The 24,537-nt window shown below is 70.6% G+C and carries 26 protein-coding genes; 8 read left to right on the top strand and 18 right to left on the bottom strand.

What is annotated here, in order from left to right; genetic code table 11:
- Positions 1–86 precede the first annotated feature (86 nt).
- The 3 genes from O7624_RS28550 to O7624_RS28540 all read right to left on the bottom strand — a co-directional run bounded on the left by O7624_RS28550 (position 87) and on the right by O7624_RS28540 (position 3,683).
- Positions 87–581, bottom strand: coding sequence for a YcxB family protein (locus O7624_RS28550; RefSeq protein WP_282238061.1), 495 nt, complete (start codon positions 579–581; stop codon positions 87–89).
- A 37-nt stretch (positions 582–618) separates the two neighbouring features.
- Positions 619–2,937, bottom strand: a complete 2,319-nt coding sequence (locus tag O7624_RS28545; protein WP_282238060.1) for an ABC transporter permease — start codon at positions 2,935–2,937, stop codon at positions 619–621.
- A gap of 62 nt (positions 2,938–2,999) precedes the next feature.
- Positions 3,000–3,683, bottom strand: coding sequence for an ABC transporter ATP-binding protein (locus O7624_RS28540; RefSeq protein ID WP_282238059.1), 684 nt, complete (start codon positions 3,681–3,683; stop codon positions 3,000–3,002).
- A 203-nt stretch (positions 3,684–3,886) separates the two neighbouring features.
- On the opposite strand from O7624_RS28540, the gene O7624_RS28535 reads away from it, so the two are divergent.
- From O7624_RS28535 to O7624_RS28505, 7 genes are all read left to right on the top strand, one after another.
- Positions 3,887–4,918, top strand: a complete 1,032-nt coding sequence (locus tag O7624_RS28535) for a pyridoxal-phosphate dependent enzyme (protein ID WP_282238058.1) — start codon at positions 3,887–3,889, stop codon at positions 4,916–4,918.
- Positions 4,919–4,981: 63 nt separating this feature from the next.
- Positions 4,982–5,428 carry a DUF305 domain-containing protein gene (locus O7624_RS28530; protein ID WP_282238057.1) on the top strand — a complete coding sequence of 149 codons (447 nt, stop codon included), beginning with the start codon at positions 4,982–4,984 and terminating at the stop codon, positions 5,426–5,428.
- A 205-nt stretch (positions 5,429–5,633) separates the two neighbouring features.
- The gene (locus O7624_RS28525; protein WP_210934846.1) at positions 5,634–6,410 is read left to right on the top strand and encodes a cytochrome c; all 777 of its coding nucleotides are present in this window, start codon (positions 5,634–5,636) and stop codon (positions 6,408–6,410) included.
- Positions 6,407–7,495 (top strand): Rieske 2Fe-2S domain-containing protein, encoded by a 1,089-nt coding sequence (locus O7624_RS28520; protein WP_210934845.1) that lies wholly within the window; start codon positions 6,407–6,409, stop codon positions 7,493–7,495. Before O7624_RS28525 ends, O7624_RS28520 begins: the two co-directional genes overlap by 4 nt.
- 204 nt (positions 7,496–7,699) lie before the next feature.
- Positions 7,700–8,389 carry a hypothetical protein gene (locus tag O7624_RS28515; RefSeq protein WP_282238056.1) on the top strand — a complete coding sequence of 230 codons (690 nt, stop codon included), beginning with the start codon at positions 7,700–7,702 and terminating at the stop codon, positions 8,387–8,389.
- Positions 8,390–8,565: 176 nt separating this feature from the next.
- The gene (locus O7624_RS28510) at positions 8,566–9,444 is read left to right on the top strand and encodes a mechanosensitive ion channel family protein (protein WP_282238055.1); all 879 of its coding nucleotides are present in this window, start codon (positions 8,566–8,568) and stop codon (positions 9,442–9,444) included.
- A gap of 93 nt (positions 9,445–9,537) precedes the next feature.
- Positions 9,538–9,909 carry a DUF1330 domain-containing protein gene (locus O7624_RS28505; RefSeq protein ID WP_282238054.1) on the top strand — a complete coding sequence of 124 codons (372 nt, stop codon included), beginning with the start codon at positions 9,538–9,540 and terminating at the stop codon, positions 9,907–9,909.
- A gap of 6 nt (positions 9,910–9,915) precedes the next feature.
- Here O7624_RS28505 and O7624_RS28500 read toward each other — a convergent pair whose 3' ends face one another.
- The gene (locus O7624_RS28500; protein WP_282238053.1) at positions 9,916–10,695 is read right to left on the bottom strand and encodes a formate/nitrite transporter family protein; all 780 of its coding nucleotides are present in this window, start codon (positions 10,693–10,695) and stop codon (positions 9,916–9,918) included.
- Positions 10,696–10,815: 120 nt separating this feature from the next.
- Complete coding sequence (locus O7624_RS28495) at positions 10,816–12,111, bottom strand: low temperature requirement protein A (protein WP_282238052.1); 1,296 nt, start codon at positions 12,109–12,111, stop codon at positions 10,816–10,818.
- 159 nt (positions 12,112–12,270) lie between these two features.
- Between O7624_RS28495 and O7624_RS28490 the strand changes: the two genes are divergently transcribed.
- Positions 12,271–12,822: a hypothetical protein gene (locus tag O7624_RS28490; protein ID WP_282238051.1), complete on the top strand. Its 552-nt coding sequence runs from the start codon at positions 12,271–12,273 to the stop codon at positions 12,820–12,822.
- Between the two features lie 52 nt (positions 12,823–12,874).
- Here O7624_RS28490 and O7624_RS28485 read toward each other — a convergent pair whose 3' ends face one another.
- The 13 genes from O7624_RS28485 to O7624_RS28425 form a co-directional block, all read right to left on the bottom strand.
- Entirely contained in the window at positions 12,875–14,071 is a 1,197-nt protein-coding gene (locus tag O7624_RS28485) for an MFS transporter (protein ID WP_282238050.1), read from the bottom strand.
- A 230-nt stretch (positions 14,072–14,301) separates the two neighbouring features.
- Positions 14,302–14,739 carry a RidA family protein gene (locus O7624_RS28480; RefSeq protein WP_282238049.1) on the bottom strand — a complete coding sequence of 146 codons (438 nt, stop codon included), beginning with the start codon at positions 14,737–14,739 and terminating at the stop codon, positions 14,302–14,304.
- Entirely contained in the window at positions 14,736–15,467 is a 732-nt protein-coding gene (locus O7624_RS28475; RefSeq protein ID WP_282238048.1) for a fumarylacetoacetate hydrolase family protein, read from the bottom strand. The genes O7624_RS28480 and O7624_RS28475 overlap by 4 nt, the downstream gene beginning before the upstream one ends.
- Positions 15,464–16,492, bottom strand: a complete 1,029-nt coding sequence (gene dmpG / locus O7624_RS28470) for a 4-hydroxy-2-oxovalerate aldolase (RefSeq protein ID WP_282238047.1) — start codon at positions 16,490–16,492, stop codon at positions 15,464–15,466. The genes O7624_RS28475 and dmpG overlap by 4 nt, the downstream gene beginning before the upstream one ends.
- A complete protein-coding gene (locus O7624_RS28465; protein WP_282238046.1) occupies positions 16,489–17,424 on the bottom strand; it encodes an acetaldehyde dehydrogenase (acetylating) in 936 nt (311 codons plus the stop codon). Before O7624_RS28465 ends, dmpG begins: the two co-directional genes overlap by 4 nt.
- Complete coding sequence (locus tag O7624_RS28460; protein ID WP_282238045.1) at positions 17,421–18,215, bottom strand: fumarylacetoacetate hydrolase family protein; 795 nt, start codon at positions 18,213–18,215, stop codon at positions 17,421–17,423. Before O7624_RS28460 ends, O7624_RS28465 begins: the two co-directional genes overlap by 4 nt.
- The gene (locus O7624_RS28455) at positions 18,212–19,723 is read right to left on the bottom strand and encodes a 2-hydroxymuconic semialdehyde dehydrogenase (RefSeq protein ID WP_282238044.1); all 1,512 of its coding nucleotides are present in this window, start codon (positions 19,721–19,723) and stop codon (positions 18,212–18,214) included. Before O7624_RS28455 ends, O7624_RS28460 begins: the two co-directional genes overlap by 4 nt.
- 16 nt (positions 19,724–19,739) lie before the next feature.
- On the bottom strand, positions 19,740–20,015 hold the full coding sequence (locus tag O7624_RS28450) for a EutN/CcmL family microcompartment protein (RefSeq protein WP_282238043.1): 276 nt from the start codon (positions 20,013–20,015) through the stop codon (positions 19,740–19,742).
- Positions 20,015–20,341 (bottom strand): BMC domain-containing protein, encoded by a 327-nt coding sequence (locus tag O7624_RS28445; protein WP_093408676.1) that lies wholly within the window; start codon positions 20,339–20,341, stop codon positions 20,015–20,017. The genes O7624_RS28450 and O7624_RS28445 overlap by 1 nt, the downstream gene beginning before the upstream one ends.
- Positions 20,342–20,364: 23 nt before the next feature.
- The gene (locus tag O7624_RS28440) at positions 20,365–20,655 is read right to left on the bottom strand and encodes a BMC domain-containing protein (protein WP_093408679.1); all 291 of its coding nucleotides are present in this window, start codon (positions 20,653–20,655) and stop codon (positions 20,365–20,367) included.
- Positions 20,656–20,665: 10 nt separating this feature from the next.
- A complete protein-coding gene (locus O7624_RS28435) occupies positions 20,666–21,505 on the bottom strand; it encodes a 2-amino-5-chlorophenol 1,6-dioxygenase subunit alpha (RefSeq protein ID WP_093408681.1) in 840 nt (279 codons plus the stop codon).
- Positions 21,498–22,478 (bottom strand): tRNA U-34 5-methylaminomethyl-2-thiouridine biosynthesis protein, encoded by a 981-nt coding sequence (locus O7624_RS28430; RefSeq protein WP_282238042.1) that lies wholly within the window; start codon positions 22,476–22,478, stop codon positions 21,498–21,500. Before O7624_RS28430 ends, O7624_RS28435 begins: the two co-directional genes overlap by 8 nt.
- Positions 22,475–24,493 carry a hydantoinase B/oxoprolinase family protein gene (locus tag O7624_RS28425; RefSeq protein ID WP_282238041.1) on the bottom strand — a complete coding sequence of 673 codons (2,019 nt, stop codon included), beginning with the start codon at positions 24,491–24,493 and terminating at the stop codon, positions 22,475–22,477. Before O7624_RS28425 ends, O7624_RS28430 begins: the two co-directional genes overlap by 4 nt.
- Between the last annotated feature and the right edge of the window lie 44 nt (positions 24,494–24,537).

The raw sequence follows: 24,537 nt of genomic DNA, 5'->3' as shown, positions 1-24,537 counted from the left end.
AGTGCTGAACCTGCCCGGGGCGTGCGGAGATGGCGCGCGCCCCGGGCGGCCACCCGGCCCGGTCGCCCGCGACCCCACAGATCAGGTCACGTCCGAAGCAGCCCACGTCCGGCCATGTAGGCGCGCAGTGTCTCCGCGTCCTCGGCGGACATCAGGCGGCGCGGGATCACCGTCGCCGGCATCCGCCCCACGTACACGATCCAGAACTCAGGGGTGGCCCGCACCTGGGTCACTCCGTCCCAGGCGATGCCGCCGGACTCCGACCCACTGCGCATCATGATGTTGTCCTCGGTGATGTCGTAACCGCCCTCGACGGCATAGCCGCTGGAGCGACGGCGGGCCCGCCACCGCAGCCACGGCCAGTACAGCATCGCCAGCAGACCACCCAAACCCAGCGTCATCCACACCGACAGCGTCTGCGCGCCCCACCCGAACCCCCGCGAGACGACAAAACCAATCACACCGACCGCCACCAGCACCGCGCCGATCAGGCGGTACCTCCGCGCCTGAGCACCGCTGAGCGCAGCGGCCACCCGGCCCGGATAGGCGGGATCGGCGGGTACGTCGAAACGGATCTGCACGCCAGCACGATAGTGCCTCCGCCGGTCCGGCACCGGTTCACTGGTAGGTGAGCGTCTCCCGCACGGTGAGCCGAGCCGCTCGGTGCGCCGCGACCAGCGACGCGGCGGCCGCCGCAACGATGGAGAGCAACAGCCAGCCGACGAGTCCGCCCGGTGAGAGTCGCAGCGGCAACGGCAGCCCGAAGGAGATCCGGCCGAGCAGTTCGCCCACCAGGATGGACAGCGGCACTCCGAGGGAGATGGCCACGAGCGAGCCGAGCAGACCGGTGACAGTGCCTTCGAGGACGACCATGCGGCGGATGACTGTGGGACGGGCACCGATGGCCTGCATGATGCCGTACTCGCGGGTGCGTTGGGTGACGGTGATGCTCATCGTGGCGGCCAACCCGAGGATGCCGACAGCCGCCATCAGCGCGGCGAGTGCGAGCAGGGTGCCGATGAAGATGGCCACGTGCTCGTCGATCGCCGTGCGCAGGTCCTCGGTGAGCATCGACTCGCCGACCGTCAGCCCCGCGCTGGTGAGCGCCCCCTCCACCGCGCCGGTGACCGCCGCGGTATCTCCGGCGGTGACGATGTGCAGCATGTTGGCGGTCCCCGGGTCCACGAACCGGGTGACGCTCTGCGGGCTCGTGTACGCGGTGGCGGGTCCGCCGGCCTCCGCGACAGTGCCGACGAGCCGCCACCGCCCGACCACTCCGTCGACGGCCAGGTGCACCTCGTCGCCGACGCGCGGATCGCCGAGCCGAGACACGGCGCTCTGGTTCAGCACGACGCCGTCGGTGTCTGCTGCCTGTAGCCAGCGACCGGCGGTGACCTCGAAGTCCACCATGCGGGTGGGCACCGGCAGCGCGGCGAGCAGGAACCGGCCGTGTCCGTCGTCGGGGTAGGTGCGCTCCACCTCGATCTGCCCGTCCGCGCTGGCCGGCGTCGCCGGTAGTGACACGAACGGTTCGACCGCGATCACGCCGTCGACGACGCTCGCGGCCCTGGTGATGGTGTCGACCGACGCCGGTGCGGCGAGCCGCAGTTGCGCGTCGTACGCCCGGCGGGCCATGCCGTCGTCGACCCAGCTCCGCCAGGCGGCAGAACTGTTGAGCCCGCTGGTGAACATCGCCCCGCCCGCGGCCAGCAGTGCCAGGGTCAGCGCCAGCCGGCCTCGGCGGCGCAGCAGATTGCGCAGGGCGAGGGCGCTGAGCCGGCCACCGCGCAGCCGGGTCAGCCACCGGTCGCCGCGCCGAGTTCCCACTCTCGTCCCGGCGCCATGCTCGTCGAGTGCGGACCGTACGGTGATCCGGGCCGCCCGGACGAGCGGTACGAGCGCGACCGCCAGCGGCACCACGAGTCCGACGGCAAAGAACGCCGCCGGCACCCACCAAGGCGTCGCCCGGTTGGTGATCTCGACGTTGAGCATCTCGGCGACCAGCCCGGTCAGCCCGTAACCGGCCAGCAGTGCCGGGACGACGGCCAGCACGGTGGCGGTCGCGGCGATCGCGGCAACCGCCCCCAGGTAGACCCGCAGCAGTTGGCCGGTGGTGGCGCCGACGGTCTTCATGATGCCGATCTGACGGGTCTGTGCTGCCAGCATCGCGCCGAGTGTCGCCGCCACCAGGACTCCGGCGAGAACCAGGGCCGCGATGGCGAAGGCCAGGAACATGCCGGTGATCGTCTCGGACTGGCTGTGGTGCGGATGCTGGTACGGAGGTACCTGGATCAGATGCACCTCGCGGCCCTGGGCGGTCAGCCATGCCGCGACGCCGGTCGCGGTCGCCGCCACAGTGGCCTCGTCCCGTTCGGCCGTGACGATACGCAGCTCGTCGGCCGAAGCGGTGAAACCGAGACGAGCCAGCCCAACCGGGGTGAGATAGCCGTAGCCGACGCTCTCCTGCCCGGCCGGGGCCAACGCGGCGTCGTACACGGTGCCGGCGATCCGCACCTCCGTCGTCGCACCGGAGGGTCCGGCGACCGCCAGGCGGTCGCCGACTGCCGCGTCCAGGACCGGCCCCGCGGTACGTTCCAGGAGCAGTTCACCGTCGGCTGGCGGCCAGGCACCGGACTCCATGCGCAGCTTCGCCACCCGCATCGGATCGTCCGGCGCGATGACGAACAGCAGCATGCGACGCCACTGGTCACCGACCCGGACCCGGGTCAGGACGGTCTGACGCGCCACGGCGTCCGTGACACCGGGTCGGGCGCGAACCTGGGCGAGCAGGGCGGCATCGACGCCGCCTTCGACCTCCAGAGTCGCGCTCGCCGGGTTGGTGCCGGCATAGACCGCCTCGGCCTCACGGACGATCACCGTACGGGCGATGAGCAGCGCACCCACACCGGACATCGCCACCGTGATCGCCAGAATCATGACCGCTACCCGGCCCCGAGCAGCAGACAGGTCCCGCCACATCTTGACCGTGCGTGGCCGCATCACGCTGAGACCGCCACGTCCTCCGCCACCCGTCCGTCGACGAGCGTGACCAGACGGTCGGCGTACCCGGAAAGGTCGCGCTCGTGGGTGACCATGACGACGGCCTTGCCGGCGCGAGCCAGATCCCGGAACAGTCCGAGCACGGCTTCGGCGGTGGAGCTGTCGAGATTGCCTGTCGGTTCGTCGGCCAGGATGACCGGCGGGTCGTTGGCCAGAGCCCGGGCGATCGCGGCCCGCTGCTGCTGCCCGCCGGACAACCCGGCCGGCACCTTGTCGGCGTGGTCGGCGATGCCGACGCGGCTCAACAGCTCCAGCGCGAGCGGCCGGCGGCGGCGCGCCGGTACCGTGCCGCAGAAGTCCATCGGCAGCATCACGTTCTCCGCGACGGTCAGCGTCGGCAGCAACTGGAAGAACTGGAACACCAACCCGACCGCGCGCCCCCGCCAGGCCGCCAACCGGGCCTCGGGTACGTCGTGCAGGGCGATTCCGGCCACCCTGATCTCCCCGACGGTCGGCCGGTCGATCCCGGCGAGCAGATTCAACAGTGTCGTCTTGCCGCTGCCCGATCGACCTACCACCGCGACGAACTCGCCGGCTTCCACAGAGATGTCCACCCCGGTCAGCGCGGGAAACTCACCACCCGGCACGGGATACGTCTTCGCCAGGTCGCGCACACGGATCACTGGTCCGTCCGCCTGCCGATCCCTGGTCGAGTCGTCCGTTCCGTGACGCGTCAAGGTCAACGCCCACCCTCCACAGGTAAAGGCCAGCGTCCGCAACTCTGCCGGACCCGTCGGCCCGATACCGCTGCCTGACAGAACCGTGAAAGAAATCCGGCACCCGAGTGCCCCCACGCAGCGGCCGGCCACCGCTACGCTGATCGGTCGTGCCGAAGACCCGCCTGGACACCGCCCGGATCCGGGCGGCCCGACGGACCATCGACCCGGTCTTCCTCGACACTCCGCTGTACCGATGCGAGCCGCTGGAGCCCGAACTCGGGTGTGCCGTGAGCATCAAGCTCGAAACAGCGAACCCGGTCCGCAGCTTCAAGGCCCGCGGCACCGAACTGGTCGCGAGTCAGCTCGCAGACGACGGACAACACGCGGTGGTGTGCGCCAGCGCGGGCAACCTCGGCCAGGCCCTCGCCTGGTCCGGTCGCGGTCGAGGACTCGACGTCACCGTCGTGGCCACCCGCCGGGCGACCGTCGCCAAGCTCGATCGCATCCGGGCCCTGGGCGCCAGGCTGGAGTTGGTCGACGGCGATCACGAGCTGGCCCGCGACCGGGCGGCAGCCATCGCCCGGCAGCGCGGCATCCGGCTCCTCGAAGACAGCCTGGACATCGAGACCTGCGACGGCGCGGGAACCATCGGCCTGGAACTGGTGGACACCGCGCCGTCCTTCGACGCTGTGCTGATCGCGCTCGGCGGTGGCGCGCTGGCCACGGGAGTGGGGCACGTCCTGAAGGAACAGGCCCCCCATGTCGAGGTTCTCTGCGTCCAGCCGCTGGGCGCACCAGCGATGACCCGCTCCTGGCACCAGCGGGCGGTCGTGACCACCGAATCGATCAACACGATCGCCGACGGCGTCGCCGGCCGGCGACCCATCCCGGCCGTCCTGGACGACCTGCTCCTGGTCGCCGACGACGCCATCCTCGTCCAGGAAACCTCGATCATCGCCGGTATGCGGATGCTTCTCGACCAGGCCGGCCTGGTCGCCGAACCGTCAGCCGCGCTCGGCGTCGCCGCGATCCTCGAAGATCCTGACCGGTTCGCCGGCCGGCACGTCGCCATCATCGTCTGCGGCAGCAACGTCGACCTGGCCGCCTATCACAGCTGGATCCGGTCGACCCACGTCCGCCGGGCGGGACCGTCGACCGTCCGGTCCGGCTTGCCCGGCGGCCGGACCAGCCGCCCGTAAGCGCGTATGGTTTCTTACCACCAGATAGTGGGTGAAACTGCCCGACCGGCTGGCGGAGGGAAAATGAAGCAGAACTACGTTCGGTTCGGGCTGGTCCTAGTGATCAGCCTGGCGGTCATGTTCGTCCTGACGCTGTCCCAGATTCGCGGCTGGTCGGATTTCTACCTGAACCTCAGCAACTTCTACATGTCGCTGATCATGGTGGCCGCCATGGGCCTCATCATGATGGGCGTCATGCACCAGATGTTCGCCGTCCGGCGTCTCAACATCGCCCTCTACATCGCGCTGGGCGTGCTCTTCGTGGGCGGGTTCGCGGCCGTGCGTACGGAGCCGTTCGTGGGCAACGAAGCCTTCCTCAAATCCATGATCCCCCATCATTCCCGGGCCATCCTCGTGTGCCAGGAATCCCAGATCACCGACCCCGAGATCGTACGACTGTGCGACCAGATCGTCCGGTCGCAACAGGAGGAGATCAACCAGATGAAGGAGATCCTCGACGACCGGTACTGAACGCCTGGGAGGGACGGACTGACCGAAACTGGCGTGCACCCGCTGCTCACTTCTTAGTCTGCGGTGGGGCCGGTTCTGCTCGCACGATGATCGGCAGGTCCGTCGGTGCCCCGGCTCACCCTCGGACACAGGAGACGGCGTGGCGACTGATCGTCGGGGCCGATCCGGCCGGCAAAGGCCGAGCCGCCGGATTGTCGTACGTTCGATGAGCAGGGCCCGTCGGCGTCTCGGAGCCGCAGCCCGGCTTTTGACCGCATTGGTGCTGGCCGGCGGGGTGTATGCGACTTTCGCGCCCGCCGCGCGAGCGCAGGAGGAGCCTCGGTTCAGCGGCGCCGCCGCGCAGGGTGAGGCGTTGTTCAACGTCGGTTGCATCACCTGCCACGGACGCAGCGCCGGTGGTGTCGAGGGGCGCGGGCCCAGCCTGGTGGGGGTGGGCGCGGCGTCGGTCGAGTTTCAGGTCGGTACCGGGCGGATGCCACTGGCGCGGCAGGAGGCGCAGGCGTTGCGCAAGCCACCGCAGTACAGCGACGAGGAGGTCCGTCAGCTGGCGGCCTACATCCAGGAGATCGGCGGAGGCCCGGTGGTGCCAGACAGCGTCGACGAACAGTTGAACGACGCCGATCTGGCCGGGGGCGGAGAATTGTTCCGGATCAACTGCTCGCAGTGTCACGCCTTCGGCGGCGGCGGGGGTGCCCTGTCCTCCGGCAAGTTCGCGCCGAGTCTGTACCCGGCGTCGGATCGGACGATCTACGCGGCGATGCTCAGCGGTCCACAGAACATGCCGGTGTTCGGCGACAGTCAGCTGACCCCTGAGCAGAAGGCCGACATCATCGCCTACATCCAGCAGGTCGTGCAGGACGATCGCGACCCGGGCGGTTTCAACCTCGGCCGCTACGGCCCGTCCACCGAAGGATTGGCGATCTTCCTTGTCGGCATCATCGCCCTGGTGTTCGCCAGTCTGTGGATCGCGGGTAAGTCGTGAACACCGGTACCGAACGACACGGCCGCGAGCCGACGGACGTCGACGACCCCGGCTTGGCTCGCTTCGAGGTGGTTCGCGAGGGTGCGCGCCGCGATGACATCGAGATCGTCCACTACGAACCGCAGGTGGCCGCCGGTTCCAGGGCCGAACGGCGACTGGTCCGCACCGTGGCCGCCCTCTTCCTGGTCACCGGGCTGTCCGCCACGGCCTTCCTCATCGTCTACATCTGGTGGCCCTGGCGGTATCGACTGGTGGGTGACATCGAGGAGTACTACACCCCGCTGCTCGGTCTGACCCTCGGCGTCGCGCTGCTCGCGCTGGGTTTCGGCATCCTGGTCTGGGGCAAGCGACTGCTGCCGAAAGAGGTGTCGATCCAGGACCGGCACGACGAGCCGGTACCCGCCGCCGATCGGCGCATCACCGGCCAGACCATGTTGTACATGGCCGACGAGCTGGGCGTGAAACGGCGCCCCGTGCTCGGGGTGTCCCTGCTCGCGGGTCTGGTTCCGGTCGGGGCGGTCGTCGCCGCTCCCCTGGTCGGCGGCCTCATCAGGGACCCGCACGACAACCGGGAACTGTTCCGCACCGGGTTCGCCCCCGCCGACGACAACGGCGCCGTCACCAGGATCCGGCTCGTTCGGGAAGACCTGCGGCCCGTCCGGCCGCTGGACGTGCTACCCGGCGGCCAGGTCACCGTGTTCCCAGGCATCCCACACGGCGTCAGCAACCAGTACGCCGACTCGGTCACGCTGCTCATCCGGTTGCGCGCCGAGGATGCCCTCGCCGCACGGGAAAACAACCGTCGGGCCGGCAAGCAGGACTGGATGTGGGGCGACTTCATCGCCTACTCCAAGATCTGCACCCATGCCGGCTGCCCCGCCAGCCTCTACGAGCAACAGACCAACCGGTTGCTCTGCCCGTGCCATCAGTCCCAGTTTCTGATCACCGACAACGCGCGACCCGTCTTCGGGCCGGCCAGCCGGCCGCTGCCGCAGCTGCCCATCGAGGTCGACGACGAGGGCTTCTTCGTCGCCAGTTCCGACTATCGCCAGCCCATCGGTCCGGACTTCTGGGAACGCCCCTGACGCCTGTCCCGGTCCGGCCGGCCACGTCGGATGCCGGCGGGTGATGCCGCGATCGGCCCGGCCGATCGCGGCGAGGCTGGCGGTAGGCGAGCCACCTGGATCCGCGCACCGGCCCGGTCGAGCGGCATTAGGCTGGGTTTGTCGCCGCGGTCGCGAACGGAACGCGGAGCACCGAGACGGAGCGCGGAACCGCGAGGAGGCACCGTGACGCGACCGGCCAGAACGCTCCGGTGGGCGTCGCTGCCCGGCACGGCACTGGTCGTGTTGCTGTTCGGCGGATGCGGCGCGGGGCAGATCGCGGAGACGGCCGAGAAGGAGCCCTCCATCCAGGGCGTCAACCTCATGGCCGACAACGGCGAGTACGCGGTTCGCGGTCTGCTCATCGAGTTTCCGGGCGCTGATGGCTACCGCGCCGGCGAGAACGCGTTGCTCAGCGCCGTCATCTACAACGACTCGAAGGGGCCGGTCACGGTGACCGTCACCACGCAGGACGCCCGCGAGGTCGTCATCGTCGATGCTGACCGACCCATCCCTCCCCGGTCGGACGCAGCATCTCCGCGCCCCACCACCGCCAGCCCGAACGCCTCCCTCTCCCCCGACGGATCGCCGCAGAGCGGGGTGCCGCAACCAGCGACCGGGCCCGCTCGGATCGAACTCCCGCCGCTGAGCTTCGTGCGGTTCAACGAACAATCCGGCCGGTACTTTCAACTCCTCGATCTGGACGAGTCTCTCCGCTCCGGGCAGCACGCCTCTGTCACCTTCGACTTCGGCAATGGGCAACGCGTCACCGGCCCGGCACCGGTCGCCGCTGCCCTGACCCCCGTGCCACCGCCACCACCAGTCGTCGAGCCCGAGGAGGCCGAGATCCACGACGGGGCCGACCACAGCGATTGACGCCGCGCCCGACCGGCACGGATGGTGTGTCGCGCATTCCGCGAATCCCCCGTCGGCGGCTGCCTAAGGTGAAGACGCGACGGACACACATCGGTCGGCCGCCGAGAACGATGGGCAGCACCATGGCGCGGTTCCTGGAAATACTGTGGGACACGAGCAGCGTGAACGGTCGACTCGTGACCAGCGTCGTCCTGGCCCTGCTCGCTGTCGTCGTCGCCGCCCTGGCTGGTCGGCTGGCCACAGTCAAGGTGAAGGACACCACCAACCGCTACTACCTCCGCAAGGCGGTGCACTACCTGACCGTCGTAGCGCTGTTGTTCGCGCTGGCGCTGCTGTGGAGGCCGTTCGCCGGACGGGTCGGTGTGGTCTTCGGTCTACTCGCCGCCGGCCTCGCGTTGGCGCTGCAGGAGGTCCTGGGCGCATTCGCCGGTTGGGTCAGCATCCTCACCGGCCGGCAGTTCCGCGTCGGTGACCGCATCCAGATGTGCGGCGTACGCGGCGACGTCCTGGACATCACCCCACTACGTACCCGGATCCTGGAGAGCGGCTCCTCTTCAGACCCGGAGTCCTGGATCCGCGGCCGCCAGTACACCGGGCGCGTGGTGTCCCTGTCGAACCGTTTCGTGTTCACCGCGCCGGTGTTCAACAGCAGCACCGTGCTGGACCATCTGTGGGAGGAACTGACCCTGCCGGTCCCCTACGAGGCGGACTGGCACCTGGCGGAGCGCATCCTGTGCGAAGAGGCACAGAACATCTCCTCCACCGCCGAGGCGCAGCGCGCCATCGAGCAGATGCGCCACCGCTACCCGGTCGCCGACGCCGAGGTGGATCCTCGGGTCTTCATCCGTGCCACCCCCAACTGGATCGAGCTGTCCGCCCGGTTCGTAGTGCCGGTACGCGCAGCCCGACAGGTCAAGGACCAGGTCACCCGGAGAGTGCTTGATCGCTTCACCGAAAACGGCCTCCGGGTCGCCTCCGTCACCCAGGACATCACCGTCCATGCTCCGCCACCAGGAACTGCCCGGCCCACCGCACCAGTACCCGGGCGGCCCTGACACCCGGGTACCCCGGCCAGGCCGGCGGGCGGTTCTCCCGCCACCGAGGTCTGTGGTCTGATGTCGCCACCCGCAACTGAAGGAGACGCGAACATGGCCGTCGACCCGACCGGTCGGGATCTGAAGGAGTTCCTCGCCACCGACCCCGAGGCGCCTGTGGTGATGCTCAACCTGCTGCGTTTCGCCGACGGTGGACGGGTGTCGTACGAACGGTACGCCGCCGCGCTGCGCGAGACCTTCCTGCCCCGCCACGGCGGCGAGGTGCTCTACGCCGGTGACGGTGGACCGGCCCTGGTCGCCGAGGAGGGCCAGGCATGGGACGCGGTGCTGCTGGTGCGGTACCCGAGCCGGACGGCTTTCAGCCGGATGGTCGCCGATCCCGAGTATCAGCAGGTCACAAGGTGGCGAACCGCCGCCCTGCAACAGGCGGTCCTGCAACCGACCACGCCCTGGGGCCGCAGCTGACCGTCCTCAGCCGCTGCCCTTGACCTGGACCGCATGGGTCAGCGTCATCAGGAGCAGGCCGCCCAGGAGGTTCCCGGCACCGGAGAGGACGATGTTGAGCCCAAGATCCGGGTAGGAGACGGGAGCGCCCAGCCAGATACCGAACAAGAGGTGCAGCCCGGAGACCACGACATGATCGAACGGGCCAAGGGCGAGGAAGAACCCCACCACGTAGGCCAGGAGCATCCGACTGCCCACCGATTCGACGGCATGCAGCAGGTAGGACAGCAGGGTCAACAGGGTTCCGGCGGCGATGCCCCGGGTGAAGGTCGCCAGCCCGTCCTTGGCGGCGATCTCCTCGGCGACGAGGGCCAGGGTGTGGTGGGCTCGGCCCGGCAGCGTGCCGGGGACTGTGAACACGGCGGCCATCAGAGCACCGCCGGCGAAGTTCAGGACGAGCACCAGCAGCCACAACCGGGCCAGCGGCCACAGCGCGCCGAGCCGCCGACGGGCCACCGCGGCGGCGACCGGGTCGAAGAAGTTCTCGGTGAACAACTCGGTGCGTCCGACCACCACGAAGACCAGGCCGATACCGAAGGCCAGCGCGCCGACCAGTTGCCCCACGCCGGAAGCGAAGTCGGGTGCGGCCAGTTCCCGGGCCACGCCCAGCGCCACGATGCCGAACACGATTGTGACCCCGGCGATGAACCCGGTGGATGCCTGCTCCAGAGCGCTGCTGGACAGTCGCCGTTCGCCCTCGGCGCGGGCGCTGCCGTAGATGTCCTCCGGTGAAGGTGCTCGTGCCATCCCGACCGGGTACCCGCGAGGTCGCGACCGAATCACCCATCCAACGCCTCGCGCCCTGCCAACGGGAGATGGCAGCGCCCGTCGCCGACATGGGCACACCGGTGGTTCACCGCCGCCAGGTCAGAGACGCTGGCGGCGCCACTCGCTGGCCGCCACTTCGACCGCCCGTTCCTCCGCGTGGACCGAGGCCTTGATCCGTGCCCGCGCGTCGGCGGCGCTGAACCGCTGGATCACCACGAGGGCACCGCAGACCGACACCAGCACGGCCAGCGCGACGAGAGGGGTGAGCGCGGCCGCCGGCACCGCCAGCAGGCCGACGACCACTGCGGCGATCAGCGTGGTGGCCCGCAGCCGGCGAAACGTCCGCGCCGCGACGGCCACGCCCGCCAGCAGATAGAGGGCGACGCCACCGTACAGGATGGTGACGGCCGGCCAGGGCAACGGTTCGGCCTCGGGCATGGCTACCGCCTCAAGCACCAACTTCAGCCCGAGGGCGGTCCCCACGATCCCGACGATGCTGACGAAGTGCAGGTAGGAGAAGACGTCCCGGGCAAGGGTGATCCGCTCCGGACCCCGGGTGCCGTGCATGGCCTGCTCGACGCTCGGCAGCAGCGTGTCGAAGTGCAGCCACCACAGCGTCGCGAGCAGCGCGATGCCGAGCACGGATCCGGTGATCACCGTGGTGGTCAGGGCGAGCCGGTCGAACCGGCCCGGGCCGAGCCCGAGGGAGATGACCGCCTCCCCGAGGGCGATGATGACGATCAGCGAATGCCGCTCCGCCCAGTGCCCGGCCGAGGCGACGGCCCATCGGGTGTACGGCAGGAACAGGCCGACCGAGTACTCGACCAACAGGGCGGCGGCCCACAACCCGAGACGCACGTCGAGGACGGCTACCGCCGGCACCCACCGGCTCACGGAGGCCGCCAACCCGACGAGCACTGCCGCCAACGCCGCTGGCAGGCTGATCAGCATGAGTTGTCGACGGCTGCGACCGGCGGCGCTGAGCGCGTACAGGAACGCGGCCAGGGTCAGGGCCCGCAAGACCAGGTAGGCGACGGCGAAGACCACCGGGCCGGTCAGGTCGTCGGGTTGGTTGAGAAACGCCTGCGGGATGGCGATGGCCAGTACGAACGCGGCGGCCATCACGCCGAGCCCGAACATGGGCAGCAGTCCGTAGTCGGCTCGGACCAGGTTGCCCAGCGTGGCGAACGTCGTCCAGCACCACCAGAGCAGGGCCAGCACGACCACGCCGGACAGCACCGCCTGCGTGGTCACCTCGGCCGACACCAGCCCAGCGACGTTGAGGAACGCGAAAACGAAGATCAGGTCGAAGAACAGCTCCAGCCGGGTGACCCGAGAGCCGGGCATGACCGGCCGGAGCCAACGGGACCGGCGCAACGGCGGTGGAGCGCTCACCCGGCCAGTCTGGGCGAAAGAGCGACGACGAGATCTGATTTCCACCGATTGACCAAGTGCGACGTACGCTGTCGTCCCCTCCTCCAGGTCGAGGCTGTTCCGGCCGGCGCAGACGGTCGCACGCTGCACAACGCGCCTCCACGCCGATACGGTCGGCGGGTGGCGTACGACAGTCAGGCCGAGAGCCTGCGTCTGATCAGATCGGGTCTGCCGGACCGCCCGGTGCGGTTGAGCCGGCGTCGCCGATTCGCGCCGATCGCGGTCGACGTGGATGGCGACATCGCCGCCACCCGGTTTCTCCGTCGCGGCGTCGGCTGCCACTGGGACGAGACACACCTGCTGGCCGTCGACGGTCGCGGCACCTGGCGACAGCTCGGCGGCAGCGCGTCGTCCAGCGGCGAAGACCTGACGGCGGACGAGTTCGAACGCGCCCGCGTCGGCCTCGCGCCGCATGACGTGGTGGTGGAGGGAAGCTCCGGTGCCCTCCGCGACACCCGGCGCCCGCTGCCATGGGGCAGCCGGTGGGTGCACGCGGGGGAGATACTTGTCGGTTCTGGGATCACGGAACTACGGGTCGCCGACCGTCGCCTGCCCGTCCCGTACCACGGTCATCTGATCGTGGTCTGGGGCTCCCGCCGGCCGCCGACGGTCACCGCGCACGACGAGGCCGGGCGCGCGGTCACCACCGCCGCCCTACCTCGCGCACGATGACCGACAGTCGGCCAGCCGCCTGCCAGCCGGACGGCGGCAGCCTCTCCGCTGCTCAGGCGCGAGCGGGCTGACGGCCGAAGGCGCGCATCGCCAGCGCGCCGACGAACGGGCCCGGAGAGAGCAGCAGGAACGCCCAACGCCAGCCGACCGCGTCGGCCAGCACGGGGACGAGTTGAATGGTGACGACGGTCAGGGCGAACCCGATGGCCGTCTGCGCGGTGAGCGCGGTTCCGACGTACCGCCTGTCGGCGACCTCGCTCAGGGCGGTCGAGAAGACGCCGGAGTCCGCGATGACCGCGGCACCCCACACCACGCCCAGCAGCACGACGGCGCCGGGCGGCGCGGTGAAGAACAGTGGTGAGGCCAGGCAGCAGGCACCACTGACCACCAGGGCGGTGAACGCGGCCCGGGGTCGCCCGAATCGGTCCGCGGCCCACCCGCCGGCCAGGCATCCGGCGACTCCGGCGAGGCCGATGGCCAGGAACGCGAGCAGGCTGACGTTCACACCGTCGCGGCCGGTCCGGGCGGCCGTACCCGCGATCAGGAAGCTGGGCAGCCAGGTCCAGAGCGCGTACAGCTCCCACATGTGTCCGAAGTAGCCCAGGTTCACCAACCGGGGACCACGCTGGGCGAACATCGCCAGGGCGTACCGGGGGTACGGACGCGGTGGCGTGCCCGGGGCGAACTGCGGACCCTCCCGCACCAGGGTCACGGCCACCACCGCGCCGAGCAGCGCGCAGCCGGCAGCGGTGCCCATCACGCCGCGCCACGGCAGGTCGCCGAGCCCCCCGATCAGGTGCGGCAGCGCCGAGCCGAGGGTCAGCGCGCCGATCATGACGCCGAACGCGAGCCCTCGGCGGGCCGGCGGCGCCCAGGACCCGGTCAGCTTCATGCCGACCGGGTACACCCCGGCCAGGAAGACACCGGTGAGGAAGCGCAGCGGGACGGCCCCGGCCAGCCCGTCAACGGTGAGGGCGAAGACGCCGGTGCAGGCGGCGGCCAACGTCGCGCAGCCGGCCATCAGCAGGTGCGGCCTGATCCGGTCGGCCAGGTTCAGCACGGTGGACGTGACGGCACCGGCGACGAACCCGAGTTGGACGGACGCGGTCAGCCAGACGGACGCGGCGGCGCTGATCTGCCACGACTCGCGTAGCGCCGGCACCACGGCGGAGGCCGAGAACCACACCGCCAGGCTGAGCACCTGGACGGCAGCGATAAGCGCACGCTGCACCCCGGGTCGTGACATCATCCGCGCTCCTCGACCGCCACCGTAGATCATCTTGGTGCGCAGCGGGCCGGGCGATGCGCCAGTGCCCGTTCGCAGCCGTCGCGGATGCCGGTTGCCATGCCCCTGCACAACTTCGCGCAGGTGTCCGGGTCTCCGCTACCTGCCGTGACGCCCCCCACAACGGCCAGCCCGTCCTAGGACGATGGTTTCACCATTCCCCTGGGCGGCCTCGGGACGCTGGCGTCGACAGGTCATGGCCGCCGCCGGCCGACCGCCTGGATCTCGATGAGCAGGTGCGGGTGCGGCAACTGGTGTACGGCGACGGTGGTGCGGGTGGGGCCGGTCTCGTCGAAGTACTCGGCGTAGACCTCGTTGTAGCCACCGAAGTCGTTCATGTTGACCAGGTAGGTGGTGAGCTGGACAAGGTCCGTCAGGTCGGCGCCGACCGAGTGCAGGATGTCGCGGATGTTTTCGATGACGGCGCGGGTCTGCGCGCGGATGTCGAGGTCGGTGACACCCATCGGGTCCACGGCCGCGCCGACGATTGTGTTGTCCGGCCGGCGGCTCGACGTGCCCGAGACGAAGATCAGATCGCCGGCGAGCTTGACGTGCGGAAACCGGCCGCGTGGCGTGGCCATGCCCGGCACGACTCCCCCGTGGCCCATGGCCGCCTCGCTCCCGCCCGTCATGACCCGACCCGCAGCGACGCCGTGCCGAGCTGCTCGACGGTGACCCGCACGTGTGATCCGGCGCGCAACGGTACGGCGGCCGTCGCCGCACCGGCGAGCAGGACCGAGTTGTCGGCCAGGTCCACACCGTTGGCGTCGGCGAGCCGGACCGCGTCCGACAGCGCCCGGCGCGGATCGCCGAGGATGGCGGCCGTCGAGCCGATCTGGACGGTCCGCCCGTCGACCTCCAGCAGCACGCCGAGGTTGTCGATCCCGTCCGGTATCGGCTGCCAGGCACCGAGCACGAAGCCGCTGGCCGAGGTGTTGTCGGCGATGACCTCGGGCAGCGTGAAGCGGAAGTCGACGTACCGGGAGTCGATGACCTCGATCGCCGGCGCCACCGCCGTGATGGCACCGCCCTCGACGAGGAAGGCGACCTCCGGTTCGGCCTTCGGGTGGATGTGGTCGCCGAGTCTGATGGTGCCGCCGTCCGGGATCCGCATGGCGTCGGTGAGCCGGCCCCAGATGACCTCGTCGACGCCCATCTGCGTCATCTTGGCCCGGCTGGTCAGCCCCAGCTTCAACCCCACGGGACGTTCGCCACGGGACAGCCGGCGGTCCACCACCGCCTGCTGCACCCGGTAGGCGGTGGGCACGTCCAGCCCGGTCCCGGCCCCGGACGACGGGAGCGCGGTGCGGCCGGTCGCCGCGTCGTCGAGGCGTACGGCGAGTTGGTCGACGGTGCTCATCGGTCCCCTCCGGTGTCGGTGGCGGCGTTCACCAGGTCGAGGGCGACGTCGACGATCATGTCCTCCTGCCCGCCGACCATGCCGCGGCGACCCAGTTCGACGAGGATCGAGCGGACGTCGACCCCGTAGCGCTGCGCCGCCCTTTCGGCGTGCCGAAGGAAGCTGGAGTAGACCCCGGCGTAGCCGAGGGTGAGGGTTTCCCGGTCGACGCGGACCGGCCGGTCCTGCACCGGCCGGATCAGGTCGTCGGCGGCGTCCATAAGCGCGAACACGTCACAGCCGTGCTCCCAGCCGTGCAGGTCGGCCACGGCGACGAACACCTCCAGGGGTGCGTTCCCGGCACCCGCGCCGTGTCCGGCCAGGGACGCGTCCACCCGGGTGGTGCCGTGCTCGACCGCGGCGACGCTGTTCGCCACGCCGAGGGACAGGTTGTGATGCGCGTGGATACCGATCTGGGTGCCCGGGTCGAGCCGTTGCCGGTACGCGTCGACCCGCTCGGCGACGTCCCGGGTGAGCAGCCGGCCACCGGAGTCGGTGACGTAGACGCAGTGGGCACCGTACGACTCCATCAGCTTCGCCTGCTCGGCAAGGGCCGTCGGGTCGGTCATGTGCGCCATCATCAGGAACCCGGACACGTCCATGCCGTTGTCGCGCGCCCATCCGATGTGCTGGGCGGAGATGTCCGCCTCGGTGCAGTGCGTGGCGATCCGTACGCTTGTCACCCCCAGGTCGCGGGCCGCCTTCAGGTCGGCGATGGTGCCGATGCCGGGCAGCAGCAGGGTGGTCAGCTTCGCGGTGGTGACCGTCTCGGCCGCCGCGGCGATCCAGTCCGCGTCGGAGGCGGCGCCGTGCCCGTAGTTCACGCTCGATCCGGCCAGGCCGTCGCCGTGCGCGACCTCGATCGCCGCGACACCGGCCGCGTCGAGGGCCGCGGCGATCGACCGGACCTGGTCGACGGTGAACTGGTGCCGGACGGCATGCATGCCGTCCCGTAACGTCACGTCCTGGATGTACAGCCCGGTCACGCCGGCACCTCCCGTCCGGCACGTGACGCCACCATCCGCTCCGCGGTGCGCAGCGCCGCCGACGTCATGATGTCGAGATTCCCGGCGTACGCCGGCAGGTAGTGCCCGGCCCCGGACACCTCCAGGAACACCGACACCTGCACGCCGGTGAACCGGGCACCCAACGCGGGCACGTGGGCGTCGACCTCGTCGAACTGCACCCGCTGCTTCAGCCGGTAGCCGGGCACGTACCCGGCGACGGTGGCGACCATCGCCTCGACCGACGCCGCGACGGCCTCCCGGTCGACGTCCCGGCCCGGGCACAGGCAGTAGACGGTGTCCCGCATGATCATCGGCGGCTCCGCCGGATTCAACACGATGATGGCCTTGCCGCGCTCGGCGCCGCCGACGACCTCGATCGCCCGTGCCGTCGTCTCGGTGAACTCGTCGATGTTCGCCCGCGTCCCCGGCCCGGCAGACCTGGACGCGATCGACGCCACGATCTCGGCGTACCGCACCGGCGTCACCCGGCCGACCGCGGCGACGACGGGAACGGTCGCCTGACCACCACAGGTCACCATGTTCACGTTCGGCTCGTCCAGATGCTCGTCCAGATTCACCGGCGGCACCACGTACGGGCCGACGGCGGCTGGGGTCAGGTCCACCACCAGCCGGCCGTGTTCCCGCAGCAGCGCGGCGTGCCGGTGGTGCGCCCCCGCCGACGTCGCGTCGAACACCACCCGCACGTCGGCGAACTCCGGGATCGCCAGCAGCCCGTCGATCCCGTCGGCGGTCGTGGCCACCCCGAGCCGACGGGCCCTGGCCAGGCCGTCGGAGTTCGGATCGACCCCGACCATCGCCACCATCCGCAGCGACTCCGACAACCGCAACACCTTGATCATCAGATCGGTGCCGATGTTGCCCGACCCGATCACCGCAACACCCGTGGTCATGTCGTCTCCCCCAGCTCGAAGCAGGCCCGGACCGAGCCCAGGCCGGAAATCCGTGCCTCGTACGCCGCGCCGGCGGTGACCGGCACCATCGGCCCGAGCGCCCCGGAGAGCACCACGTCGCCGGCGACCAGCGGAGCGCCCGCGACGGCCAGCGTCTGCGCCAACCAGGCCACCGCGTGCACCGGATTGCCGAGGCAGGCGGCGCCGGCCCCCACCGACACCGGCTCTCCCGCGTGTTCGAGCACCATCCCGGCCAGCCGCAGGTCCACGTCCGACAGCTTCCGGGGCTGGTTACCGAGCACGAACAGGCCCGAGGAGGCGTTGTCGGCGACCGTGTCCACGATCGAGATGTCCCAACCCGCGATCCTGGAGTCCACGATCTCGATCGCCGGCAACACGTGGTCGGTCGCCCGGATGACGTCGACGGCCGTCACCTGCTCGAACGGCAGATCCGCCCCCAGCACGAACGCCACCTCGGCCTCCACCCGAGGTTGCAGCAACCGACCACGGGCGACCTCGGCGCCGTCCGGGACGGCCATGTCGGCGAACAACACCCCGAAGTCCGGCTGGAAGACGCCGAACGCCTGCTGCACTGCCGCCGACGTCAGGCCGACCTTGGCTCCGACCCGGCGGCGGCCCGCTGCCTCCCACGCGACGACCTGCGCCTGCTGCACCTGGTACGCCGCGTCGACATCCCCGGCCGGCAGCAACTCGCCGCGCAGCGGCGGCACGGGTCTCCCGGTCTCGTACGCGCCTCGGAGCAGGTCCGCAGCCCGGGCAACATCAGTCATGACAGATCCACGCAGACATTCGTCAGCTCCGAGTAGAAGTTCAGGGAGTGGACGCCGCCCTCACGGCCGACGCCCGATGCCTTCACGCCGCCGAACGGCGTACGCAGATCCCGCAGGAACCAGGTGTTCACCCAGACGATCCCCGCGTCCAGACGTACGCCGGCCCGGTGCGCCCGGCCCACGTCCCGCGTCCAGACGGTGCCGGCCAATCCGTACTCGCTGTCGTTGGCCAGCGCGAACGCCTCGTCCTCGTCCTCGAACGGCGCCACGTGGCAGAGCGGGCCGAAGACCTCCTCCCGGTTGACCCGGGCGTCGGGCGTCAGGCCGGTCAGCACGGTCGGTCGGACGTACGCGCCGCCGTCGCGGGCGTCGTCGAAGCTCGGGACACCGCCCCCGGCGAGGACCGTGGCGCCCTCGGCGCGGGCCAGGTCGTAGTAGCCCAGCACCTTCTCCCGGTGCTGGTGGGAGATCAGCGGCATGTTCGCCGTCGCCTCGTCGGCGGGCCAGCCGAACGCCAACTCGTCGGCCCGCTTCGCCAGCCGGGTCACGAACTCGTCGAACACCGGCCGCTGCACGAACAACCGCTCCGTGCACAGGCACACCTGCCCACCGTTTGTGAACGACGACCGCACCGAGCCGGCGACCGCGGCGTCGAGGTCGGCGTCCGCGAAGACCAGGCCGGCGTTCTTGCCGCCCAGTTCGAACGAGACCGCCTTCACCCCGTCGGCCGCGGCCCGCATGATCGCTCCACCGGTCGCCGACTCGCCTGTGAACGTGATCGCGTCGACCCCCGGATGCCGGGTCAGGAACTCTCCCGCCGAACCCGGCCCGAACCCGTGCACCACGTTGAAGACCCCGTCGGGCACCCCGGCGGCCGCCATCACCTCCGCCAGCAACGTCGCCGACGACGGCGTCTCCTCCGACGGCTTCACCACCACCGCGTTGCCACAGGCCAGCGCCGGGGCCACCTTCCATGTCAACAGCAGCAGCGGCAGGTTCCACGGCACGATCACCGCCACCACACCGACGGGCTTACGCACCGCATAGTTCAGTGCCCGTCCGCCGCTCGGTGTCACCGTCGTGAACGACTCCGCCGGCGCGGTCGAGACGATCTCCGCGAAGGCCCGGAAGTTCGCCGCGCCACGCGGGATGTCGAGGGTCCGTGCCTGCGCGATCGACTTGCCGGTGTCACCGACCTCCGCAGCCAGCAGGTCGTCGAACCGACGCTCCAACTCGTCGGCGACCCGGTACAGCACCGCGGCCCGCTCCCGCTCCCCCATCCGACCCCACGGTCCACGCACCGCCGATCGGGCCGCCGCAACCGCGGCATCCACTGTGGACTTGTCGGCCTCGGCGACGTACCGGATGGTGTCTCCGGTGACCGGGGAGACCTTGGCGAAGTGCGTGCCGGAGGTGTCGAACTCGCCGTTGACGAAGTTCGGCAGCACGGTCGGCTCGCCGGCCGGCCGGCCGGCGAGCAGGCTGGGGGACCAGAGCCCGTCGGTCATCAGGCATACCTTTCGGTCAGGCGGTGATGGGCGCGGTGTCGGCGGCCTCGGCGGTGCCGGCGTCGGCGACCAGGGCGACGACGGCGGCGTCGACGGTGGGCTCACCGGCCACCGCGGCGGCTGCCTCGTCGGTGACGACAAGCACGGTGGTGCCGACGCCGACGTTCAGCGGGTCGACGGCCACCAGGTCGGGGCCGTCCGGCCGGACCCGGATCAGCACCAGCCGCCGGCCCTGCAACGGGGTCAGGATCCGGTCTGCCCACACCTTGCCGACGACCTCGCCGAGCACCATCAGCTCGCTCCGTGCAGGCCGGCCATGACCTCGCGGATCCGGGCGGTTTCCGGGTTGTCGAGCAGCGCCGCGGTGTTCGGGTGCGGCTTGGGATAGACCTGCGAGCTGCGCAGCTCGCCGTGGGCGCGGATGGCGGTCTCGCCAGCGGCGACGGCCTGCCGTACGGCGGCGAGGGTGCCGCGTACCGCGACGGCGAGATAGCCGCTGGTGACCCGTTCGACGCCGACGCACCGTACGTCCGCGGTTTTGATCATGGCTTCGATGCCCGCCGAGAGGGCCACGACTCCGCGGGTCTCGACGATTCCGATCGCGATGTCGGAGGACATGTCTGGTTCTCCTTACCGGTGGGTCAGTTGCCGACGAGTTGGGGGTCGGCCGCCAGCGCGCTGACGGCGTCGCAGGGGCTCGCGAAGACGATCGAACGCACCGAGCGGCTCTTGGCCCGGGCGGTCTCCTCGCCGATGTCGACGGCTTCCTCGACGGTCGCCAGGTCACCGCGTACGGCGACGGCCACGATGCCGCCGCCGAGCCGGACCACCTTGGTCACCTCGACCTCGGTGGCCTTCACCATCGCGTCGACGGCGTCGAAGATGGGGGTGAAACCTTCGGCTTCGACGAAGCCCACGGCCATGTTCCGCATGCTCTCTCCTCTAGTGGTGGTCTGGCAGGTTCCAGGACACGACGGCGCCGCCGGTGCCCCAGATCGGGCCGTAGGCGTGCAGTCGGGCCGGGCCGGTGGTTGCTTCGGCGCCGGTGGCGAAGGCCAACGCCCGGAACTGGCTGTCGGCCTGCGCCTGCCGGGCGAAGTCCTCGCGGACGGCGAGGACCTCGTCGACCTTGCCGGCGGTGAGCAGGTCGAGGATCCGGGTGTTCCACTGGTCGTGGCCGGGTGCGCCGATGCGGTCCTGGCCGGGCTCGATCCACTGTTGGATGAGCCCGGAGGACATCCCGGTCACCACGACGACCGCGGCGCGCAGACCGGCGTCGCGGGCGGCGGCGGCACCGGCCCGACCGACGTCGGCGAGGGTGTCGGCGTCGGCGTAGAGGTTGCAGGAGACCTGCGCCCAGCGCAGCTTCCGGTCCGGGTCGAGCAGCGCGGAGGTGACGATGGTGCCGGTGTCGATCGGGAACCCGTCGTAACGGGTCCGTCGGGCCTGCAGTCCCCCGGCCTGCACCCGCGCCGCCCAACGTTCGGTGAAGTCGACGTCGAACCGCAGGTCGTAGTCGAGCAGACCGTAGTCGTAGGCGTACCAGTTCTCGTCGACGTGCTGGCCGCGCGGGTTGGGGTCGCACTGGAACTGGTGGCCGAGGACGGTGAACCACTGCGTCGACAGCAGCAGCACCACGTCGGGTTCGAGGCGGCGCAGCCGGGCGCCCACGTCGCGGGCCGCGTCGGCCAGCGCCGACCAGCTCGGCGCCGCCTGGTCGGCGAGCAGGTGGGGCATGCCGGGCAGCAGCGCCCCGGCGAGGATTCCGGTCCGGTCAGCCATGGTGGCTCCCCTCGGGCAGCCACTCCACCACCGCGTTGCCGGTGCCGATGATCGTGCCGTAGCCGAGCACGTCGCCGCCGACCTTGGGCCAGCCCATCGCGGCGAGCATCCAGGTGAGGCTGCCGGCCTTGGTTTCCGAGGCGGTCGCCTCGATGTGTTCGGGGATGAGTTCGCGCAGCGGTGCGGTGGGTCCACGCCGGATCGCCTCCAGCAGTTTCATGTCCCACCGGTACTGGTGATTGTTGTAGGGGTGTTCCCGCTCCATGTCCTCGGGCAGCTCCGGTTCCTCGTGCCAGTGCAGGTGCGACAGCGAGTTGGAGGCGAGCAGGACGGCCCGCCGGCCGGTGGCCTCGACCGCCCGCCGGGTGGCCTCGCCGAGCACCTCCATCTCCTCCAGCGACGCGTCGGAGTAGAAGTACGGGTTGTTGTTCGCCGACAGCGAGACCACCGGGATGTCCCAGGCCGGGTTCGCCAGGTGCAGGGCGCCGATGGTGGCGTAGTCGACGCGTACCCGGGGATCGCGCAGCTTGCGGGTGACCAGGCCGAGGCCGCCGGCCTCGTCGGCGATCGCCTCGCCGAGTTCGACGTCGGTACGGAAGTCGTAGCGGTAGCGGAACAGGTGCGGGAAGATCGGCTCGACGGAGATGCCACGCGGGTTCGGCACACAGTTGACGTGGTGACCGACCATCGTGATCCAGTGCGGGGCGTGCACGATGAGCACGTCCGGCTTGTGCACCTCGCGGATGCGGGCGCGCAGCCGCTCGTACGCCCAGCGCAGCGTTTCCCAGCCGCCGGTGGAGCGGGGTTCGTTCTGCGGCGGATTCTCGGCGTAGATCAGGTGTGGTGGGTGTGGACTCAGGCAGCCGGCGACGATGCCGCAGCGTGGCGGCGTGGCGGTCGGCTGCGGTGCCCGCGGAGCGGTGGTGGCGCCGCCCCGGGCCGGCGGCAGCGGCACCCGGAAGACCTTGCTCATGACCATCCTTCCCCGGTGAGCACCCGCACGTAGCTACGGTCGTGCGGGGCGGCGCCGAGAATCTGCAGCCCGTCGTCGTCGAGGGCGAGTTCGTCCGCGGCCAGTGCCGCGTCATGCCGGATCCAGGCCCGCAGCGGGGCCGGGTGTGCGCCGTGCACCTCGACGAGGGTGTCCTCGGCGAGATCGCTGCCGGCGGCGACGTAGGCCAGGCGTCGCTGTCCCCGCTGGCCGGTGTAGGCCGGGTTGGCGGTGACGGTGGTGCGCAGCCAGCGCCGCTCGTCGCGCAGTCGTTGCCGGTGCGCGGCGGTCGCGGTGGCGTCGACCCGACCGGCCCGGTCGATCTCGACGCCGTAGCGCCGCCGGGCCTCGGCAACGGTCAGGTACTCCTGGGCGACGTCCTGGGCGACGTCCTCGGGCAGCCGCTCCAGCGGATCTCCCCAGCCGCCACCGCCGGCCGACTCCATGACCAGTACGTCGCCGGCACGCATCGGGAAGCCGGCGACCTTGCCGGGGGTGGCGAAGTCCACGCGCTCGCCGTCCGCGCGCCGGATGTGGGTCACGGTGGGTGCGCCGGGCCCGCCGTTGCGCAGCCCGTACGGCGGGACGGTGGTGCGGTCGGTCTGCACCGAGTACGCGCCACCACTGGCCAGCAGGCGGGTTTCCCGGCGGCTGCCGAGCCCACCGCGGCGCACCCCGTCGCCGCCGGAGCCGGCCCGCAGCTCGCACGCTTCGACGAGGATGGGTATCTCGGTCTCCAGCCGCTCGACGGACTGGATGGTGGAGATGTCGCCGAGGTCGACGGGGTTCATCGCGCTGGGCCCGTCGGATTCGAGGAATCCGCCGTTGCCACCGGCCGGGTAGTCGTAGTAGAGGTAGGGCCGCCCGGTGTGCTCGTCGACGCCGCCGATGAGGTTCTGGAAGGTGGTGCCGAACTGGTCGGCGGCGATGAGGTCGGGTGCCACCTGGCTGAGGGCGGCCATCACGGCCGAGATGACCCGCTTGCGGACCTCGCTGTGCGCGTTGGCCGGGGCCGGATAGCTGACGTGCACGACGGTGCCGGGTTCGGTGAGCACCCGCAGCGGCCGGAACGCGCCGTGGTTGACCAGGCCGCCGGGGTCCAGTGCCGACTTGACCGCGATGAAGACGCCGGCGACGGTCATCGCCCGCGAGGAGTTCACCACGGCCGCCACCTGGGCCGACGAGCCACGGAAGTCGGCCTCGATCTCGTCGCCGTCGACGGTGAGCGCACAGCGGACGATGGCCGCGTCGTAGTGGCCGTCGGTGTAGAGGTCGAGGTAGTCCTCGTAGCGGTAGGTGCCGTCGGGCAGGGCCCGGATCATGGCGCGCAGCCGCTGCTCGGTGCGGTCCATGTTGGCGGCGACGGATTCGCCGATCAGGTCGGTGCCGTGCCGGGCGACAAGTTCCCGCAGCCGGCGTTCAGCGGTGTGGCAGGCGGCGATGCTGGATTCGAGGTCGCCGCGGCGTTCCTCGGCCATCCGCACGTTGGCGAAGACGATGTCGAACGCGGCCCGGTTCGGTCGGCCCTGCTCGATCAGCTTGATCGGCGGGATCCGCAGCCCTTCCTGAAGGATCTCGGTGGCCTGGCCGGAGACGCTGCCCGGGGTCATCCCGCCGATGTCCGCCCAGTGCATGCGTACGCAGGGGAAGAGGAAGAGCTTGCCGTCGACGAAGACCGGGCTGATCAGGGTGACGTCGTTGAGGTGGCTGCCGCCGCGATAGGGGTCGTTGACGATGTAGAGGTCACCGGGACGCATCTCGTCGGCGAAGTCGGCGAAGATCTCCGCGACCGAGGCCGGCATGGCGATGACGTGACCGGGCATGTCCCGGCCCTGGGCGACCATCTGTCCCTGCGGGTCGAACAGCGCGCACGAGAAGTCCTGCGCGTCGGCGATCACCGGCGAGTGCGCCGTACGGAAGATCGTCTGTCGCATCTCCCGGACGATCGAGATGAGACCTTCGGTGACGACTTCCAGGTCGATCGGGTTCACAGTCATGCGGATGCCTCACTGGTTCCGGCTCGATCCCGGTCATGGACTGG

It is taken from the genome of Verrucosispora sp. WMMD1129 (assembly GCF_029581255.1).
GTDB lineage: Bacteria > Actinomycetota > Actinomycetes > Mycobacteriales > Micromonosporaceae > Micromonospora > Micromonospora sediminimaris.
This window is presented reverse-complemented; position numbering and strand designations above follow the sequence as displayed.

Coding starts and splice junctions, on each gene's coding strand:
- O7624_RS28545 (WP_282238060.1), bottom strand. CDS start 2,937: ATGATTCTGGCGATCACGGTGGCGATGTCCGGTGTGGGTGCGCTGCTC.
- O7624_RS28455 (WP_282238044.1), bottom strand. CDS start 19,723: ATGACCGACGGGCTCTGGTCCCCCAGCCTGCTCGCCGGCCGGCCGGCC.
- O7624_RS28505 (WP_282238054.1), top strand. CDS start 9,538: ATGGCCGTCGACCCGACCGGTCGGGATCTGAAGGAGTTCCTCGCCACC.
- O7624_RS28500 (WP_282238053.1), bottom strand. CDS start 10,695: ATGGCACGAGCACCTTCACCGGAGGACATCTACGGCAGCGCCCGCGCC.
- O7624_RS28525 (WP_210934846.1), top strand. CDS start 5,634: ATGAGCAGGGCCCGTCGGCGTCTCGGAGCCGCAGCCCGGCTTTTGACC.
- O7624_RS28425 (WP_282238041.1), bottom strand. CDS start 24,493: ATGACTGTGAACCCGATCGACCTGGAAGTCGTCACCGAAGGTCTCATC.
- O7624_RS28445 (WP_093408676.1), bottom strand. CDS start 20,341: ATGTCCTCCGACATCGCGATCGGAATCGTCGAGACCCGCGGAGTCGTG.
- O7624_RS28530 (WP_282238057.1), top strand. CDS start 4,982: ATGAAGCAGAACTACGTTCGGTTCGGGCTGGTCCTAGTGATCAGCCTG.
- O7624_RS28450 (WP_282238043.1), bottom strand. CDS start 20,015: ATGGTGCTCGGCGAGGTCGTCGGCAAGGTGTGGGCAGACCGGATCCTG.
- O7624_RS28435 (WP_093408681.1), bottom strand. CDS start 21,505: ATGGCTGACCGGACCGGAATCCTCGCCGGGGCGCTGCTGCCCGGCATG.
- O7624_RS28440 (WP_093408679.1), bottom strand. CDS start 20,655: ATGCGGAACATGGCCGTGGGCTTCGTCGAAGCCGAAGGTTTCACCCCC.
- O7624_RS28485 (WP_282238050.1), bottom strand. CDS start 14,071: ATGATGTCACGACCCGGGGTGCAGCGTGCGCTTATCGCTGCCGTCCAG.
- O7624_RS28430 (WP_282238042.1), bottom strand. CDS start 22,478: ATGAGCAAGGTCTTCCGGGTGCCGCTGCCGCCGGCCCGGGGCGGCGCC.
- O7624_RS28480 (WP_282238049.1), bottom strand. CDS start 14,739: ATGACGGGCGGGAGCGAGGCGGCCATGGGCCACGGGGGAGTCGTGCCG.
- O7624_RS28465 (WP_282238046.1), bottom strand. CDS start 17,424: ATGACCACGGGTGTTGCGGTGATCGGGTCGGGCAACATCGGCACCGAT.
- O7624_RS28475 (WP_282238048.1), bottom strand. CDS start 15,467: ATGAGCACCGTCGACCAACTCGCCGTACGCCTCGACGACGCGGCGACC.
- O7624_RS28460 (WP_282238045.1), bottom strand. CDS start 18,215: ATGACTGATGTTGCCCGGGCTGCGGACCTGCTCCGAGGCGCGTACGAG.